This window comes from Oerskovia douganii (assembly GCF_015142735.1).
Taxonomy (GTDB): Bacteria; Actinomycetota; Actinomycetes; order Actinomycetales; family Cellulomonadaceae; genus Oerskovia; species Oerskovia douganii.
In genome coordinates this window covers 89402-104463 of sequence record NZ_JACSPN010000006.1, presented here as the reverse complement: position 1 = coordinate 104463, position 15062 = coordinate 89402, and the positions used below count along the sequence as shown (strand labels likewise).

At 72.7% G+C, this 15062-nt stretch carries 17 protein-coding genes; 12 read left to right on the top strand and 5 right to left on the bottom strand.

Features of this window, described 5'->3' with window-relative positions:
• The 4 genes from H9623_RS06735 (at position 1) to H9623_RS06720 (ending at position 4076) form a co-directional block, all read left to right on the top strand.
• Positions 1 to 981: an ROK family protein gene (locus tag H9623_RS06735; protein WP_318244522.1), complete on the top strand. Its 981-nt coding sequence runs from the start codon at positions 1 to 3 to the stop codon at positions 979 to 981.
• Positions 981 to 1763: a glucosamine-6-phosphate deaminase gene (gene nagB, locus H9623_RS06730; protein WP_191803601.1), complete on the top strand. Its 783-nt coding sequence runs from the start codon at positions 981 to 983 to the stop codon at positions 1761 to 1763. Before H9623_RS06735 ends, nagB begins: the two co-directional genes overlap by 1 nt.
• A 115-nt stretch (positions 1764 to 1878) precedes the next feature.
• Entirely contained in the window at positions 1879 to 2229 is a 351-nt protein-coding gene (locus H9623_RS06725; RefSeq protein WP_193719292.1) for a DUF3039 domain-containing protein, read from the top strand.
• A 62-nt stretch (positions 2230 to 2291) separates the two neighbouring features.
• Positions 2292 to 4076: a DEAD/DEAH box helicase gene (locus tag H9623_RS06720; RefSeq protein WP_227748300.1), complete on the top strand. Its 1785-nt coding sequence runs from the start codon at positions 2292 to 2294 to the stop codon at positions 4074 to 4076.
• A gap of 128 nt (positions 4077 to 4204) precedes the next feature.
• On the opposite strand, the gene H9623_RS06715 is transcribed toward H9623_RS06720, so the two are convergent.
• A complete protein-coding gene (locus H9623_RS06715) occupies positions 4205 to 5605 on the bottom strand; it encodes a nicotinate phosphoribosyltransferase (RefSeq protein ID WP_193719290.1) in 1401 nt (466 codons plus the stop codon).
• 164 nt (positions 5606 to 5769) lie between these two features.
• Here H9623_RS06715 and clpS point away from each other — a divergent pair, with 164 nt between their 5' ends.
• From clpS to rdgB, 7 genes are all read left to right on the top strand, one after another.
• Positions 5770 to 6033, top strand: a complete 264-nt coding sequence (gene clpS, locus H9623_RS06710) for an ATP-dependent Clp protease adapter ClpS (RefSeq protein WP_407671859.1) — start codon at positions 5770 to 5772, stop codon at positions 6031 to 6033.
• On the top strand, positions 6003 to 6683 hold the full coding sequence (locus H9623_RS06705) for a DUF2017 family protein (RefSeq protein ID WP_321575320.1): 681 nt from the start codon (positions 6003 to 6005) through the stop codon (positions 6681 to 6683). Before clpS ends, H9623_RS06705 begins: the two co-directional genes overlap by 31 nt.
• Before the next feature lie 148 nt (positions 6684 to 6831).
• Positions 6832 to 6987 (top strand): hypothetical protein, encoded by a 156-nt coding sequence (locus H9623_RS06700; RefSeq protein ID WP_193719287.1) that lies wholly within the window; start codon positions 6832 to 6834, stop codon positions 6985 to 6987.
• 193 nt (positions 6988 to 7180) lie between these two features.
• Positions 7181 to 7984: a glutamate racemase gene (gene murI / locus H9623_RS06695; RefSeq protein ID WP_193719286.1), complete on the top strand. Its 804-nt coding sequence runs from the start codon at positions 7181 to 7183 to the stop codon at positions 7982 to 7984.
• Positions 7984 to 8829 carry an MBL fold metallo-hydrolase gene (locus tag H9623_RS06690; RefSeq protein WP_193719285.1) on the top strand — a complete coding sequence of 282 codons (846 nt, stop codon included), beginning with the start codon at positions 7984 to 7986 and terminating at the stop codon, positions 8827 to 8829. The genes murI and H9623_RS06690 overlap by 1 nt, the downstream gene beginning before the upstream one ends.
• Before the next feature lie 20 nt (positions 8830 to 8849).
• Positions 8850 to 9608, top strand: a complete 759-nt coding sequence (gene rph / locus H9623_RS06685; protein ID WP_056650494.1) for a ribonuclease PH — start codon at positions 8850 to 8852, stop codon at positions 9606 to 9608.
• Positions 9605 to 10288: an RdgB/HAM1 family non-canonical purine NTP pyrophosphatase gene (gene rdgB, locus H9623_RS06680; RefSeq protein WP_193719284.1), complete on the top strand. Its 684-nt coding sequence runs from the start codon at positions 9605 to 9607 to the stop codon at positions 10286 to 10288. The genes rph and rdgB overlap by 4 nt, the downstream gene beginning before the upstream one ends.
• A 217-nt stretch (positions 10289 to 10505) precedes the next feature.
• On the opposite strand, the gene H9623_RS06675 is transcribed toward rdgB, so the two are convergent.
• Positions 10506 to 10931, bottom strand: a complete 426-nt coding sequence (locus tag H9623_RS06675; RefSeq protein ID WP_193719283.1) for a DUF3054 domain-containing protein — start codon at positions 10929 to 10931, stop codon at positions 10506 to 10508.
• Positions 10932 to 11065: 134 nt separating this feature from the next.
• Between H9623_RS06675 and H9623_RS06670 the strand changes: the two genes are divergently transcribed.
• Positions 11066 to 12751, top strand: coding sequence for an ABC-F family ATP-binding cassette domain-containing protein (locus H9623_RS06670; RefSeq protein ID WP_193719282.1), 1686 nt, complete (start codon positions 11066 to 11068; stop codon positions 12749 to 12751).
• Between the two features lie 102 nt (positions 12752 to 12853).
• On the opposite strand, the gene ppk2 is transcribed toward H9623_RS06670, so the two are convergent.
• The 3 genes from ppk2 to H9623_RS06655 are packed head-to-tail and all read right to left on the bottom strand — an operon-like array spanning position 12854 to position 15048.
• A complete protein-coding gene (gene ppk2 / locus H9623_RS06665) occupies positions 12854 to 13717 on the bottom strand; it encodes a polyphosphate kinase 2 (RefSeq protein WP_193719281.1) in 864 nt (287 codons plus the stop codon).
• A gap of 60 nt (positions 13718 to 13777) precedes the next feature.
• Complete coding sequence (locus H9623_RS06660; RefSeq protein ID WP_321575319.1) at positions 13778 to 14482, bottom strand: Pr6Pr family membrane protein; 705 nt, start codon at positions 14480 to 14482, stop codon at positions 13778 to 13780.
• Positions 14479 to 15048, bottom strand: coding sequence for an NUDIX hydrolase family protein (locus H9623_RS06655; protein WP_193719280.1), 570 nt, complete (start codon positions 15046 to 15048; stop codon positions 14479 to 14481). The genes H9623_RS06660 and H9623_RS06655 overlap by 4 nt, the downstream gene beginning before the upstream one ends.
• Positions 15049 to 15062 lie beyond the last annotated feature (14 nt).

The window sequence follows — 15062 nt, the reverse complement described above, 5'->3', positions numbered from 1 at the left end:
GTGAGCGAGGTGAGCACGGCTGCCTCGTCGCTCGGCGAGGCAGCCGCACTGCCGGGCGGCCATTCGGTCGGGCTGGACGTCGGCGGGACCAAGGTCCTGGGCGTGCTGCTCGGACCGGACGGAGCGATCGAGGGGTCGGTCAAGCTGCCGACCGTCCGCGGCCCGCAGGGCGTGGTCTCGAGCGCGGCCCAGGCCGTCAGGTCCTTGACGGACGCGGCGGGCCTCGCGCCCGCCGCGCTCGCGGGCCTCGGCCTGGGCGTGCCCGGGCTGGTCGACCCGCAGAGCGGATCGGTGATGCACGCGGTGAACCTCGGGATCGAGGGCGAGCCGTTCGGGCTGGCCCGCGAGCTCTCGGCGCTCTTCGGCGGGATCCCGGTGGACGTGGACAACGACCTGAACGTCGCCGCGCTGGGTGCCTCGCACGCCATGGGCCCCGAAGGTCAGGACCTGGCGTTCCTCGCGCTGGGGACGGGGCTCGCGGCAGGCATCGTCCTGGGGGGTGAGCTCCGACGAGGCGTGAGCGGGGCTGCTGGTGAGATCGGACACATCCCGATCAATCCAGAGGGTCCCCTGTGCGCGTGCGGTCAGCGGGGCTGCGTCGAGACCTATGCTTCGGGGACCGCGCTCAGTGCGCGGTGGCCCTCGAGGTTCGGTCGCCCGGCCCCCGCGGAGCTCTTCGAGGCGGCAGCGGCCGGAGACTCGGAAGCGCTGAGGATCAGGGACGAGTTCGCCGCAGCGGTGGCGAGCGCGATCCGCATCCTCGAGCTGACGGTCGACGTCCGGCACGTCGTCCTCGGGGGAGGGGTCACCGGTCTCGGCCAGCCTCTCCTCGACGTGGTGCGCAGCGCGCTCGTCGCGCAGTCGAGCACGTCGCCGTTCTTGTCCTCCCTGGAGCTCGAGAAGCGTGTCTCTCTGGCTCCGAGTGATGTGCCCGTTGCCGCGGTGGGAGCAGCCATCGCCGGCCGTAGGAAGGTGTCCTGATGGAAGTTGTCATTGCCCCCGCCGATCAGCTCGCGGTGCTCGCCGCAGAAGCGATCGACAAGCTGGTCCGCGCGACCCCGACCGCGGTCGTCGGCCTGGCCACCGGCTCGAGCCCGCTGAAGGTCTACGACGAGCTGGTCCGGCGCCACACCGAGGAAGGTCTCTCGTTCGCGCAGGCCAGGGCCTTCATGCTCGACGAGTACGTCGGCATCGCGGAGGACCACCCGGAGCGCTATCGCAACGTCATCGAGAAGGAGATCGCCTCGCGCGTCGACTTCGCCCCCGGTGCGGTGCAGGGGCCCGACGGCAACGCCGAGGACCTGGTCGCCGCGTGCGCCGACTACGAGCGCAAGATCGTCGACGCCGGTGGCGTCGACCTGCAGATCCTCGGCATCGGCACCGACGGGCACATCGCGTTCAACGAGCCCGGCTCGTCGCTCGCCTCGCGGACGCGCATCAAGACGCTGACCGCGCAGACCCGTGAGGACAACGCCCGCTTCTTCGGCGACGACCTCGCCCAGGTGCCTCAGCACTGCCTCACGCAGGGGCTGGCGACCATCATGTCTGCCAAGCACCTCGTGCTCCTCGCCTCGGGCAAGGGCAAGGCCGAGGCGGTCCACCAGCTCGTCGAGGGCCCCGTGTCGGCGATGTGGCCCGCGACGATCATGCAGATGCACCCGCACGCGACGGTCCTGGTGGACGACGCCGCGGCGTCTCGCCTGCAGCTCGGCGACTACTACCGTCAGACCTTCCTCTCCAAGCCGGAGTGGCAGGGCCTGTAGCCCTTTCGTTCGACGGGCCGACCGGCCCGTGCGAGCACTCAGCCGCCCGTCGGTTCCGACCACGCCCCTGGTCGGAGCCGACGGGTTTCGCGTTCCCCGACGTAGACTCGAGTTCATGATCGAACCCTTGACCCTCCCCACCGACGGACCCGCGGCAGGCAGCCCGTCGGGACCGGAACCGATCGTCCCGGACACCGACCCGAACGGCGGGACGTCGACGAGCGTCCTCGAGCGCACGGAGACCACGGCAGAGGTCGAGCCCGGGGACCACGAGCGGTTCGCGCACTACGTGCGCAAGGAGAAGATCATGCAGTCGGCCCTGTCCGGCAAGCCGGTGATCGCGCTGTGCGGCAAGGTCTGGGTTCCGGGCCGTGACCCCAACAAGTTCCCGGTGTGCCCCACCTGCAAGGAGATCTACGACGGCCTTCGTGCCCCGCAGGACGGCGAGGGTGATTCCGGCAAGTGAGTGGGCAGCCTCTCTCGAACTCGTCCGCTCGCCCGTCCTCGAACCTCCCACCCTCGGCCCCGCTGGGGGCCTCCTCGGCCGCTGCCTCGCACCTGTCGCCCGCCTTCCCGCGCCGTGCCCCGTGGGGTACGGCCTCCAAGCTGCGCGCCTGGCAGGCCGAGGCGCTCGAGCTCTACCGGGTCCGCGCCCCTCGTGACTTCCTGGCCGTCGCGACCCCGGGCGCGGGCAAGACGACGTTCGCCCTGCGTGTCGCGACCGAGCTCCTCGAGCAGGGGGTCGTCCGGCGTGTGACGGTCGTCGCCCCCACGGAGCACCTCAAGCACCAGTGGGCCGATGCGGCGGCGCGCGTCGGTATCCGGATCGACCCGAACTTCCGCAACAGCCAGGGGCGGCACGGCTCCAGCTACGACGGGGTCGCCCTGACGTACGCCCAGGTCGCGGCCAAGCCAGCGCTCCACACGGCGCGCACGGAGGCCGAGCGGACCCTGGTCATCCTCGACGAGGTCCACCACGGTGGTGACGCGCTGTCCTGGGGTGAAGCCGTGCGAGACGCGTTCGAGCCCGCGACGCGGCGTCTCGCGCTGACCGGTACGCCGTTCCGCTCGGACACCGCCGCGATCCCGTTCGTGACCTACGAGCGCGGTGCCGACGGCATCCGTCGTTCGGCCGCGGACTACACCTACGGGTACGGTGACGCGCTGCGCGACCATGTCGTGCGTCCGGTGATCTTCCTGTCGTACTCGGGCCAGATGCGCTGGCGCACCAAGTCGGGCGACGAGGTCAGCGCTCGGCTCGGCGAGGCGTTGACCAAGGACATGACGGGCCAGGCCTGGCGCACGGCCCTCGATCCGGACGGCGAGTGGATCCCGTCGGTGCTCGCTGCGGCGGACAAGCGCCTGACCGAGGTCCGCCGGGCGATCCCGGACGCGGGTGGCCTGGTCATCGCGACCGACCAGACCGACGCGCGCGCCTACGCCGGGCACCTGGCCCGCATCACGGGCAGGTCGCCGACGGTCGTGCTGTCGGACGACGACGGTGCGAGCGGTCGCATCGACGAGTTCTCCGACGGCGACGGTCGGTGGATGGTCGCGGTGAGGATGGTCTCGGAGGGGGTCGACGTGCCCCGGCTCGCCGTCGGTGTCTACGCGACGTCGACCGCGACGCCCCTGTTCTTCGCGCAGGCCGTGGGGCGGTTCGTCCGCGCCCGGCGTCGGGGAGAGACGGCGTCGGTCTTCCTGCCCAGCGTGCCGCACCTGCTCGCGCTCGCGAACGGCCTGGAGCTCGAGCGTGACCACGCGCTCGACCGGCCGCTCACGGCCGAGGAGCAGGGGGACATGTACAACCCCGAGGACGCGCTCATGGCCGCGGCGAACCGGGAGGACAAGGCGTCCGACGGCCTCGCGGACGGGATGCAGGGGACGTTCCAGGCGCTCGAGGCGCAGGCGTCCTTCGACCGCGTGCTCTTCGACGGGGGCGAGTTCGGTACCGAGGCGGACGTCGGCTCGGACGAGGAGCAGGACTTCCTGGGACTGCCGGGGCTGCTCGATGCGGACCAGGTGACGAGCCTGCTGCGCCAGCGTCAGGCGGACCAGATGTCGGCCCGGTCCAAGAAGGCCAGGGGGGCGGAGGTGGACCGCAGCGAGCTCGACCACCGTCGTGCCGCCGAGCTGCGCAAGGAGCTGTCGCAGCTCGTGGGCGCGTGGGCGCGACGCAGCGGGCAGCCCCACGGCACGGTGCACACCGAGCTCCGGCGTCGGTGCGGGGGCCCGGAGGTGCCGCTCGCGACCGTGGCCCAGCTCGACGCGCGCGTCGCCGTGCTGCGCGGCTGGTTCGTCGGCAAGAAGTAGCCGGGGCAGGTCGGCCCGACACCCGCAGGTACGCGTGAGGCCTGCACCCTCGACGAGGGTGCAGGCCTCACGCGTACCTCCACGGGCGACACCGTCCCTGCCCTGCGGGGGCGGCAGCCGCACGGAGGTCAGTCGACCCGGCGGGTCACGGTCGGCAGGGCGGGGTCCCCGGCGGAGAGCCGGCGCGCTCCGCGGGGCAGCTCGGCCCGTGCCTCGGCGTGCCGCTGCGTGGCGTTGTGCACCCCGTAGGCGCCGATCCAGCGGGAGTCGACCGCGCCGTCGACGACGAGCGGGACGTGCAGGGGGCGCAGGTCCTCGTCGTCGCCCGGCTCCCAGGCGGACACGACGTCGTCGGCCCCGGTCACGAGGACCTCCGCGACGGCCCGTCCGTCGTCGCCGAACAGCCGCGCCGCGGACTTGCGGCCGCCCGTGCTGGTCTTGAGCGTCGACGCCTTGGCGACCGGCTGCAGCACGCCGTCGGCGTCGGAGCGTGCGACGAGCTTGTAGACCATGCCGCACGTCGGTGCGCCCGATCCCGTGACGAGCGAGGTGCCCACGCCGTAGGAGTCGACGGGCGCGGCCGCGAGCGCGGCGATGGCGTACTCGTCGAGGTCGGAGGTGACCGTGATGCGGGTGCCGGTCGCCCCGAGCCCGTCGAGCTGCTTGCGGACCTCGACGGCCTGGATGCCGAGGTCCCCCGAGTCGAGGCGGACGGCGCCGAGGTCGGTCCCGGCGGCGGCGACGGCGTTCCGCACTCCTTGGCGCACGTCGTACGTGTCGACGAGCAGGGTCGTGCCCACCCCGAGCGAGGCGACCTGTGCCGCGAAGGCGGACGGTTCGTCGTCGTGCAGGAGGGTGAAGGCGTGCGCGGCGGTGCCGATCGTGTCGATGCCGTACCGGCGCCCGGCCTCGAGGTTCGACGTGCCGGCGAAGCCCGCGACCGCGGCCGCCCGGGCTGCGGCGACGGCCGCCGTCTCGCTCGCCCGGCGCGACCCCATCTCGAGGCACGGCCGGTCGACGGCTGCGCTCGTCATGCGGGAGGCGGCCGACGCGACCGCGGAGTCGTAGTTGAGGATCGACAGGATCAGTGTCTCGAGCAGCACGGCCTCGGCGAACGTGCCCTCGACGACCATCACGGGGGACTGGGGGAAGAAGACGTCCCCCTCGGCGTAGCCGGTGATCGATCCGGTGAACCGGTAGCCGGCGAGGTAGTCGAGCGTGCGCTCGTCGACGACCCGGGCCTCACGGAGCCAGTCGAGCTCGAGGTCCGTGAAGCGGAACGTGGCGAGCGACTCCAGGACGCGGCCGGTCCCGGCGAGGACCCCGTAGCGCCGGCCGGCGGGCAGGCGGCGCGTGAAGACCTCGAACAGGCAGTGGCGGTCCGCGGTCCCGTCGGCGAGGGCTGCCTGGAGCATCGTGAGCTCGTAGCGGTCCGTGAGCAGCGACGTCTGCGCGGAAGGGGCGAACGGGGCGGGCTGGGCGTGCGGGGCAGCCGGGGCGCCCGTGCCCGGGTGGTCTGCGGAACTCATGTGCCCAACCTAGGGCAGAGGGCGACGCTGCGGCGGGCGGAAGGCCGCTGGTGGACGCGGCCCGGGCCACCAGGCGGTGGACACGGCGTGGCCGGACTTCACCCACCCCATAGAGTGGGGGAGTGACTGGAACGGCGACCGCGGGGCCCCGCCTCGACGAGGAGATCGACACGCGGGAGGCGCTCTCCCTCGCGGACACCTGGGTGACTCTCGTGTGGAACGACCCGGTGAATCTCATGAGCTATGTGACGTACGTCTTCGAGAGCTATTTCGGGTACTCGCAGCAGAAGGCGAGGACGCTCATGCTGCAGGTGCACCAGGAGGGGCGTGCGGTCGTCTCCTCGGGCGGCAGGGAGAAGGTCGAGGTGGACGTCCAGGCGATGCACGAGTTCGGGCTGTGGGCCACGATGCAGCGGAGCGGGGAGTAGTGCGGCCGTTCCGCCGGGCGCGGCGCGGGTACGTGGCGGAGCTGAGCGCCTCGGAGCGGCTCGTGCTCGCGCACGTGGTGGGCGACGTCGTCGAGCTCTTGCAGGAGCAGACCGCGACGGTCCCGCCGGAGGGCTCGGACGCCTGCCGGATCGAGGGCGTCGCCCCGCTGTCGGCTCCTCCGGACGAGGTGCGCGTGCCCGCGGACCCGGCGGTGCGTCGGCTCCTGCCGGACGCGTCACGCGAGGACGCCGAGGTCTCGACGGAGTTCCGGCGGTTCACGCAGGGGGACCTCGCGGCCGAGAAGGCACAACGACTGCTGCTCCTGGCGGACCTGCTGCTCGCGGGCGACCCCCAGGACGCGGAGGCGCTCACTCCTCTGATCGTCCGGCACGACGACGCGCGCCGGGTCGCGGGCGCGTTGACGGACGTGCGCGTCGTCCTCGCGGAACGTCTGGACCTGCGCACGGACGACCAGGTCGAAGAGCTGCACGACGAGGTCCTGTCCCGCGAGGAGCAGGGCTCCGAGCCTGACGAGGAGGCTCCGGACGCTGCGCGTCGCTTCCTGGCGAGCGTGTTCCTCATGTCCGGGTGGCTGCAGGAGTCGTTGGTCGAGCTGATGCTCGCGGAGGTGCGTCGCGCCCCTCGGTGAGGCGTCCCGACCTCGCCCGCAGCCCGGATATCACGCTTATACGTCTCTCGCTCGTTTTGTGTCAAGATGCGCGCGGGGTGAAGTAGTGCCACGATTGTCCTGGTTGAACCGGGACGTCCGCGTCCTGGCCGAGAGAAAGAGGAACACCATGCCTACGTGGCTCATCATCCTGCTCGTCGGAGTCGTGCTGCTCGTGTTCGGTGTGGCAGTCGAAGCAGCGAAGTTCCTGATCTGGATCGGCATCATCGTGCTCGTCGTCAGCCTCGTGCTGGGGCTGATCGGGCGGGGCAAGGCGAGGGTCTAGGTCTCCGGGCCGCCGCCTCACGGCTGGCGGCCCGGTGGTCCGGACCGAGGGCGTCGCACGCAGGTGCGGCGCCCTTCGTCGTGTCCGGGCACGCACGCTGCGGGGACCTGGGCGGTGTGCTGTGGTGGGACGCACAGGTCCGGCGGGGTGGTCGGGCCACCCGATCCGGGCGACCCGCACTAGGCTCGGTCCCGTGAACGACGCACCCATCGGCATCTTCGACTCGGGAGTCGGGGGACTCACCGTCGCCCGCTCGATCCTCGACCAGCTGCCGAACGAGTCGCTGCTGTACATCGGGGACACGGCGAACAGCCCGTACGGGCCCAAGCCGCTCGCCGCCGTGCGAGCCATGGCGCTCTCGATCATGGACCAGCTGGTCGACGAGGGCGTCAAGATGCTGGTCATCGCCTGCAACACGGCGTCGTCCGCGGTGCTGCGCGACGCCAGGGAGCGGTACACGGCCCGTTACGGGATGCCGGTGATCGAGGTGATCCTGCCCGCGGCACGGCGCGCCGTGGCCGCGACCCGCACGGGGAACATCGGTGTCATCGGGACGCGGGGGACCATCGAGTCGCGCGCGTACGACGACGCGTTCGCGGTCGCGCCCGGACTGCGTCTGACGTCCCAGGCGTGCCCCGAGTTCGTGCGCCTCGTCGAGGCCGGGGTGACGTCGGGGCCGGAGGTCCTCGAGATCGCGCACGAGTACCTCGCGCCGGTCCGGGCGGCGGGGGTCGACACCCTCGTGCTCGGCTGCACCCACTACCCCCTGCTCGCGGGAGCGATCTCCTACGTCATGGGTGACGAGGTCACGCTCGTCTCGAGCGCCGAGGAGACCGCGAAGGACGTGTACCGCACGCTCGTCGCGCACGGCCTGGAACGGTCGCGCGAGGCGGGGGCGCCGCAGCACCGCTTCCGCGCGACGGGCAGCGCCCAGCCGTTCGACCGCCTCGCGCGCCGCTTCCTCGGACCCGAGGTCTCGCTCGTGGAGGCCCGCTGATGCGCCTGGTCGTCGTCGGTTCGTCGGGCTCGTTCGCGGGCCCCGAGTCCCCGGCGTCCTCGTACCTCGTCCAGGTGCCCGACGGCGTCTCACCGGACGGGCGGGAGTGGAACCTCCTGCTCGACATGGGCAACGGCGCGCTGGGTGCGCTGCAGCGGGTCGTCGACCCGCGCCGTCTCGACGCGATCGGTCTGTCGCACCTGCACCCCGACCACTTCGTCGACGTGTGCGGCCTGTACGTCTACCTCAAGTACCACCCCGACCGAGCGGCCGACCCCGCGCGCGGCCCGGACCACCCGGCGGCCCACGCAGCCCACGGCGTGCTGCCCGTCTGGGGGCCGTCCGGGACGGCCGACCGCATCGGTGCCACGTACGGCCTGGAGGCCGGTGAGTCCATGGACTCCCAGTTCGACTTCCGGACGTGGCAGCCGGGGCAGGTCGTGACCGTGGGCCCGCTCGAGATCGAGCCGTACCGGGTCTACCACCCGGTCGAGGCGTACGGCATGCGGGTCACGGGACCGTCGAGCCTGGTCCCGGGCGAGCGCGTCACGCTCGCCTACACGGGGGACACCGACGCGTGCGACGGGGTCGTCGATCTCGCGCGCGACGCGGACCTGCTGCTGGCCGAGGCGGCGTTCCAGGAGGGCCGGGACGACGCGGTCGACCGCGGGATCCACCTGACGGGCAAGCGGGCGGGCGAGGTCGCGACCGCAGCCGGTGCCCGGCGGCTGGTCCTGACGCACCTGCCGGCCTGGAACGACCGGCAGGCGGCCCGCGACGAGGCCACCGCGGTCTACGCCGGCCCGGTCGACCTCGCCGCGACGGGTCGGGTCTTCACGCTCTGAGCCCCGGATAGGCTGGCTCCATGACTTCAGCCTCCACCTCCCAGACCGTCCGCGCGGACGGCCGCGCGCCCGACGAGCTCCGTCCCGTCACGATCACCCGGAACTGGCTCGACGCCGCCGAGGGCAGCGTGCTCGTCGAGTTCGGGCGCACGCGCGTCCTGTGCGCCGCCTCGTTCACCGAGGGCGTGCCGCGCTGGCGCAAGGGCTCGGGCCAGGGCTGGGTCACGGCCGAGTACTCGATGCTGCCGCGCGCGACCAGCACACGCAGCGACCGCGAGTCGGTCAAGGGCCGCATCGGCGGGCGCACGCACGAGATCTCGCGCCTCATCGGCCGGTCGCTGCGCGCGGTGATCGACGTCTCCGCGCTCGGTGAGAACACGATCGTGCTCGACTGCGACGTCCTGCAGGCCGACGGCGGCACGCGCACCGCGGCCATCACGGGCGCGTACGTCGCGCTCGCGGACGCCGTGACCTGGGGCAAGAAGCACGGCGCGATCAAGGGCGGCAAGAAGGTCCTCACGGACTCGGTCTCGGCGGTGAGTGTCGGCATCATCGACGGCACGCCCATGCTGGACCTGCCCTACGTCGAGGACGTGCGCGCGGACACCGACATGAACGTCGTGGTCACGGGCTCGGGCGACTTCGTCGAGGTGCAGGGGACGGCCGAGCACGCGCCGTTCAACCGCACCGAGCTCGACGTCCTGCTGGACCTCGCGCTCCACGGGACCTCCGAGCTCGCGATCATCCAGCAGCTCGCGCTCGACGAGGCGTCGCGATGAGCGCCGCGCCCGGTGTGACCGTCCCCGCGGGGGCACGGCTCGTCCTCGCGACCCACAACGTGGGCAAGCTCGCCGAGCTGCGCGCGATCCTCTCGGCCCAGCCCGGTCTGGACCTGCCGCCCGAGGCCGTGGTCTCGGCGCGCGACGTCGGCGCCCCGGAGCCGGTCGAGGACGGCGTGACGTTCGCGGAGAACGCGCTCATCAAGGCCCGGGCCCTCGCCGCGGCGACCGGTCTGCCTGCCGTGGCCGACGACTCCGGGCTCGCGGTCGACGTCCTGGGCGGTGCACCGGGCATCTTCTCGGCGCGCTGGTGCGGTCGTCACGGCGACGACCAGGCGAACCTCGACCTGCTGCTCGCACAGCTGGGCGACGTCCCCGCGGGGCACCGCGCCGCGGGCTTCGTGTGCGCGGCCGCGCTCGTGACGCCGGACGGGGAGGAGTGGGTGCGGACGGGCGAGATGCGCGGCACGCTCCTGACCGCTCCGCGCGGCGAGGGCGGGTTCGGCTACGACCCGATCCTCCTGCCCGACGGCGAGACCCGCTCGGCCGCCGAGCTGTCGGCCGCGGAGAAGAACGCCATCAGCCACCGCGGCAAGGCGTTCCGTGCGATCGCGCCGCAGGTCGTCGCGGTGCTCACCGGGACGACGGTCGACGAACCCCAGGCCCAGCCGCTCGCCTGAGCGGTTCCCGGCCGGGTCCGGCCTGATCCAGGTGGTGGCCCGTGCCAGACCCCTGGACGGATCGGCCGAGGACGTCCGAGCGAGCGTGACCTCCGGGTCGCGCTCGCCCGGGCGTCGCGCCGCACGTCGAGAACGACGTTCCGTGCGCTCGACCACGAGGTTGCGGTCGCCAAGGCGGGCAGAACGACCTCAACCTCGTTCTCGGCACCAGGGGGGCTCAGGACGTCGAGAGACGCCCGCGCACCTTGAGCACCAGGAGGGCGACGAGCCGCCAACCCACGAGCGTCGCGAGCAGGAACGCCGCGGACACCACGAGGAACGCGGTCGCGAGCCCCTCGCCCGTGGCCCAGCGCAGCGCCATCCCCACGACCCACGTCGTGACCCACAGCACGACCCCGGTCGGCCAGGCCGCGAGCGGCCACCGCCAGGCGCGCAGCAGGACCCACCCGACCGCGAGCCCCACGAGGAAGGGCCACGCGATCGTCAGGATCGCGGTCAGGGGGCTGTCGGCGGAGTGCGTCGCCCGCCCGCCGGTCGCGAACGCGAGGACCGCGACGACGTCGAGCACGACGGCCAGGGCGACGACGCCCGTCCGGACGGTCGGGCGGGGCGGGCTCGGGGCGGTGGCGGGCGTCGAGGTCATGGCCACGACGCTACCGGAGCACGGCCCCCGAGCCCGCGCGGGCCAGGTGGTGCGCGTACCGCGTCCGGGGAACGGGACGCAGGGCTCGGAGCGGGGTGGGGCGCCCGTCCACCCGCTCCCTTTAGGGTTGACCTGTGCACCTGGCTGTCGACGACCTCTCCTTCTCCTACCCCGGACGCCCCGTCCTCTCGGGGGTCTCGCTGCGCGTGGGCGCCGGCACGCGCCTGGGTGTGGTCGGCGAGAACGGCACGGGCAAGTCGACGCTCCTGGGCGTCCTGGCCGGGACGCTGACCCCGAGCGGGGGCGAGGTGCGTCGTCAGGGCTCGCTCGCCGTCGTCGAGCAGGAGCTCGTCCCGCTGCCCGGTCAGACCGTGGGCGACCTGGTCCGCGAGAGCCTCGCGACCGTGCGGGCCGTGGGCGCCGAGCTCGACGCCGTGACGCGCGACTTCGACCACGAGCACGGCAGCCTCGCCGAGCTCTCGGACGTGCTGGCGCGAGCCGAGCACCTGGCCGTGTGGGACGCCGACCGTCGCGTCGAGGTCGCGCTGTCCCGGTTGGGCGCCTGCCGCGACCCGCACCGTGAGCTCGCGACGCTCTCGGTCGGCGAGCGCTATCGCGTTCGCCTCGCGTGCCGCCTGGCCGAGCGCAGCGACCTGCTGCTCCTCGACGAGCCGACCAACCACCTCGACACGAGCGGCATCGACTTCCTCACGGGCGAGATCGTGGCGTGGGGCGGCGGGATCGTCATGGTCACGCACGACCGCCAGCTGCTCGACGACGTCGCGACCGAGATCCTCGACCTCGACCCCGCGATGGACGGCAAGCCCGTCCTGTACGGGCAGCCGGGCTACCTCGCCTACCGCTTCGCCAAGAACCAGGCCCTGCACCGGTGGCGCCAGCGCTACCGGGCCGAGCGCAAGCGCGCCGAGAAGCTCGCCGAGCGCCTCGACGCGTCCTACGAGGGTCTGTCCGACGAGTGGCGTCCCGCCAAGGGCAGCCAGAAGCACCGTCGCGCGACGCACGCGCGCATCCACGTCAAGGCCGCCGACCGGCTCGTGCAGAAGCTCGAGGCCGAGGCCATCGAGGTCCCCGTCCCGCCGCTCGAGCTGCGCTTCCCGGACCTGCTGGCCATGTCGCCAGGGTGGTCACCCGACCATCCGCTGCTCGAGGTGCGCAGCCCGCGCGTCGCCGCCACCCCGGGAGACGCACCAGGAGACCTGCCCGACGACGTCGCTCCCGCGGGCGCACCCGTCACCGGGGCACGGCTCGACCTGCCCGGGACGCGCATCGCGATACCGCCGTCGGGCCGGCTGCTGATCACCGGGCCGAACGGCTCGGGCAAGTCGACCCTGCTGGCGGCGCTCGCCGGCACGGTCCGGCTCGACCGCGGCACGCGGACCGTCGCCGAGGGCGTGCGGGTCGGGATCGTCGCGCAGGAAGGGCCCGCGCTCCCCGCGGGCGCCGAGGAGCGCACAGGGTTCGAGGAGTACGCGCAGGAGGCGCTCGACCTGCTCTCGGCGGGCACGCTCGACCCGGACCACCTGGTGCCCGTCGCGTTCCTCGGGCTGCTGACCGAGGAGGACCTGGACCGGCCGCTGCGCGAGCTGTCCGCCGGGCAGCGGCGTCGCTTCGACCTGGCCCGCGCGCTGCTCGCCGTGCCGCACGTCCTGCTGCTCGACGAGCCGACCAACCACCTCTCGATCGACCTGGTCGACGAGCTGACCCAGGCGCTGCGTGTCACCCCTGCGGCCGTGGTCGTCGCGACCCACGACCGCCGGATGCGCGAGGACTTCGCGGACTGGCCCACGCTCGAGCTCTAGCGCGAAGGCATGGCGGGCGACCATCGGATCCCGGTCGCGCTCCGGGAGGTCGACCGGCTCTGCCGCGGGGAGCTCGAGCCGTCGGCGGACGGTCGGCGCCGCTCAGAACCCGTTCTCGGGGTCGCCCAGGAGCTGGGCCACGTGGTCCGGCACGTAGTTCGCGAGCTCGCGCGGAGGGCGCACGTAGCCGCCCGACGCCGGTGGGCGCTCGGGCAGCACGACCTTGTCGTGCGGCACCTCGACGTACGGGATGGTCGAGAGCAGGTGCGAGATCATGTTGAGCCGCGCGTTCTTCTTGGAGTCCGACTCGACGACGAACCAGGGGCTCTCCGGAACGTCGGTGTGCGCCATCATGTCGTCCTTGGCGCGCGAGTAGTCCTCCCACCGGTGGATCGACTCGAGGTCCATGGGGCTCAGCTTCCACTGGCGCACGGGGTCCGAGAGGCGGGAGCGGAAGCGCTTGAGCTGCTCGGCGTCGGAGACGGAGAACCAGTACTTGCGCAGCAGGATCCCGTCGTCGATCAGCATCTGCTCGAAGGCCGGGGTCTGCCGCATGAAGAGGTCGTACTCCTCGGGCGTGCAGAAGCCCATGACCCGCTCGACCCCGGCCCGGTTGTACCAGGAGCGGTCGAACAGCACGATCTCGCCCGCGGCGGGCAGGTGGGCGATGTAGCGCTGGTAGTACCACTCGGACCGTTCGCGGTCGGTCGGCGTGGGCAGCGCTGCGATCCGGACGACGCGAGGGCTCAGGTACTGCGTGATGCGCTTGATCACGCCCCCCTTGCCGGCCGCGTCACGCCCTTCGAAGATCACGACCACACGGGCCCCGGTGGCCTGGGTCCACTGCTGGAGCTTGACCAGCTCGGCCTGCAGCCGGAACAGCTCGGCCTCGTAGACTGCGCGGGGGAGGGAGGGCTGCTGGCCCTTCTTCGTCTTCTTCGACTTCTTCTTCGTCGTCTGCGACATGGCGTCACGCTACCGCCTCGGTGGCGGGCGCGGCAGGTGCGACGAACCGCGGGCCGGGGCTCAGCCCCGGACGGGAGGCGAGGCCGGGGCGGGCGGCAGGCGCCGGTCGACCCACCCCAGGGCCGCGGCGAGCAGCAGGAACACGACGGCCACGACGCCCGTGTTGAGGAACGCCTGCGGGTAGCCGATCTCGGTCACGTCCATGAAGGGGTACGGGTACCAGCGGGTGAACGCGCCCTGGGCGAACACGTAGACGATCCACGCGAGCGGCGCGACGACCGACCACCAGATCGTCGCGGCGTCGATGCGCGGTCGCGGCCCCACGACCAGCCACCCGAGCACGGCCAGCAGGGGACCGGCCTGGTGCAGCAGGAGGTTCGTGACGAGCCCGGCGGCGCTGAGCTCCTGGAGTCCCGCGAGGACGGTGTTGTAGACGATGCCGGTCACGGCGATGCACAGGAGCGCGTCGAGCCGCGCGACGCGGAAGACGCGTCCGTCCCGCCGGGGATCCACGAGCAGGAGGAGGCACGTGACCCCGACCAGGATGTTCGACAGGATCGTGAAGTAGCTGAAGAAGTGCACGACGACGTCCGTGGTCGTGCCTCCCGGGAGCGGCCCGCGCCCGAGGGTCCCGAACAGCTCCCACACGACCCCCGTGAGCGCCATGGCGGCCACGACGCCGTGCCACCAGCGGGCCGCGACCGTCCCGCGCAGACGTCCGCCCCGTCCGGTCGCTGCCCGCGAGGTCGGGGCGTCCGGGGTCACGAGAGGCGGCCGACGTACGCCATGGCCTGGCGCAGGAGCGTGCCCTGCCCGCCGTGCATCTCGAGCTGCACCTGGTCGCTGCACGCCTGCTCGGGCGTGAGCCACGCGAGCTCGAGCGCCTGCTGCTGAGGCTGGCAGTCGCCCGCGACCGGCACGACGTACGCGAGCGAGACCGCGTGCTGGCGAGGGTCGTGGTACCCCGTGATGCCGGGGGTCGGCAGGTACTCGGCGACCGTGAAGGGCTGCGGGGACGCGGGGATGCGGGGGAGCGCCACCGGGCCCAGGTCCTTCTCGATGTGGCGGAGCAGGGCGTCACGGATGCGCTCGTGGTACATCACGCGGCCGGACACGAGCGCCCGCGTCATCTGCCCCTCGGGCGTCACCCGCAGCAGCAGCCCGACGGCGACCACGTCGCCCGAGTCGTCGACCCGGACCGGGACCGCGTCCACGTAGACGAGCGGCAGCTGAGACCTGGCGGCCGCGAGGTCCTCCGCGCTCAGCCACCCGGCCGGCTGGGGGATCTCGCGGGAGTAGTCGTCGGGCGGGAAGTCGGCGGTGTCCGTCACCTGACTGTTCTACC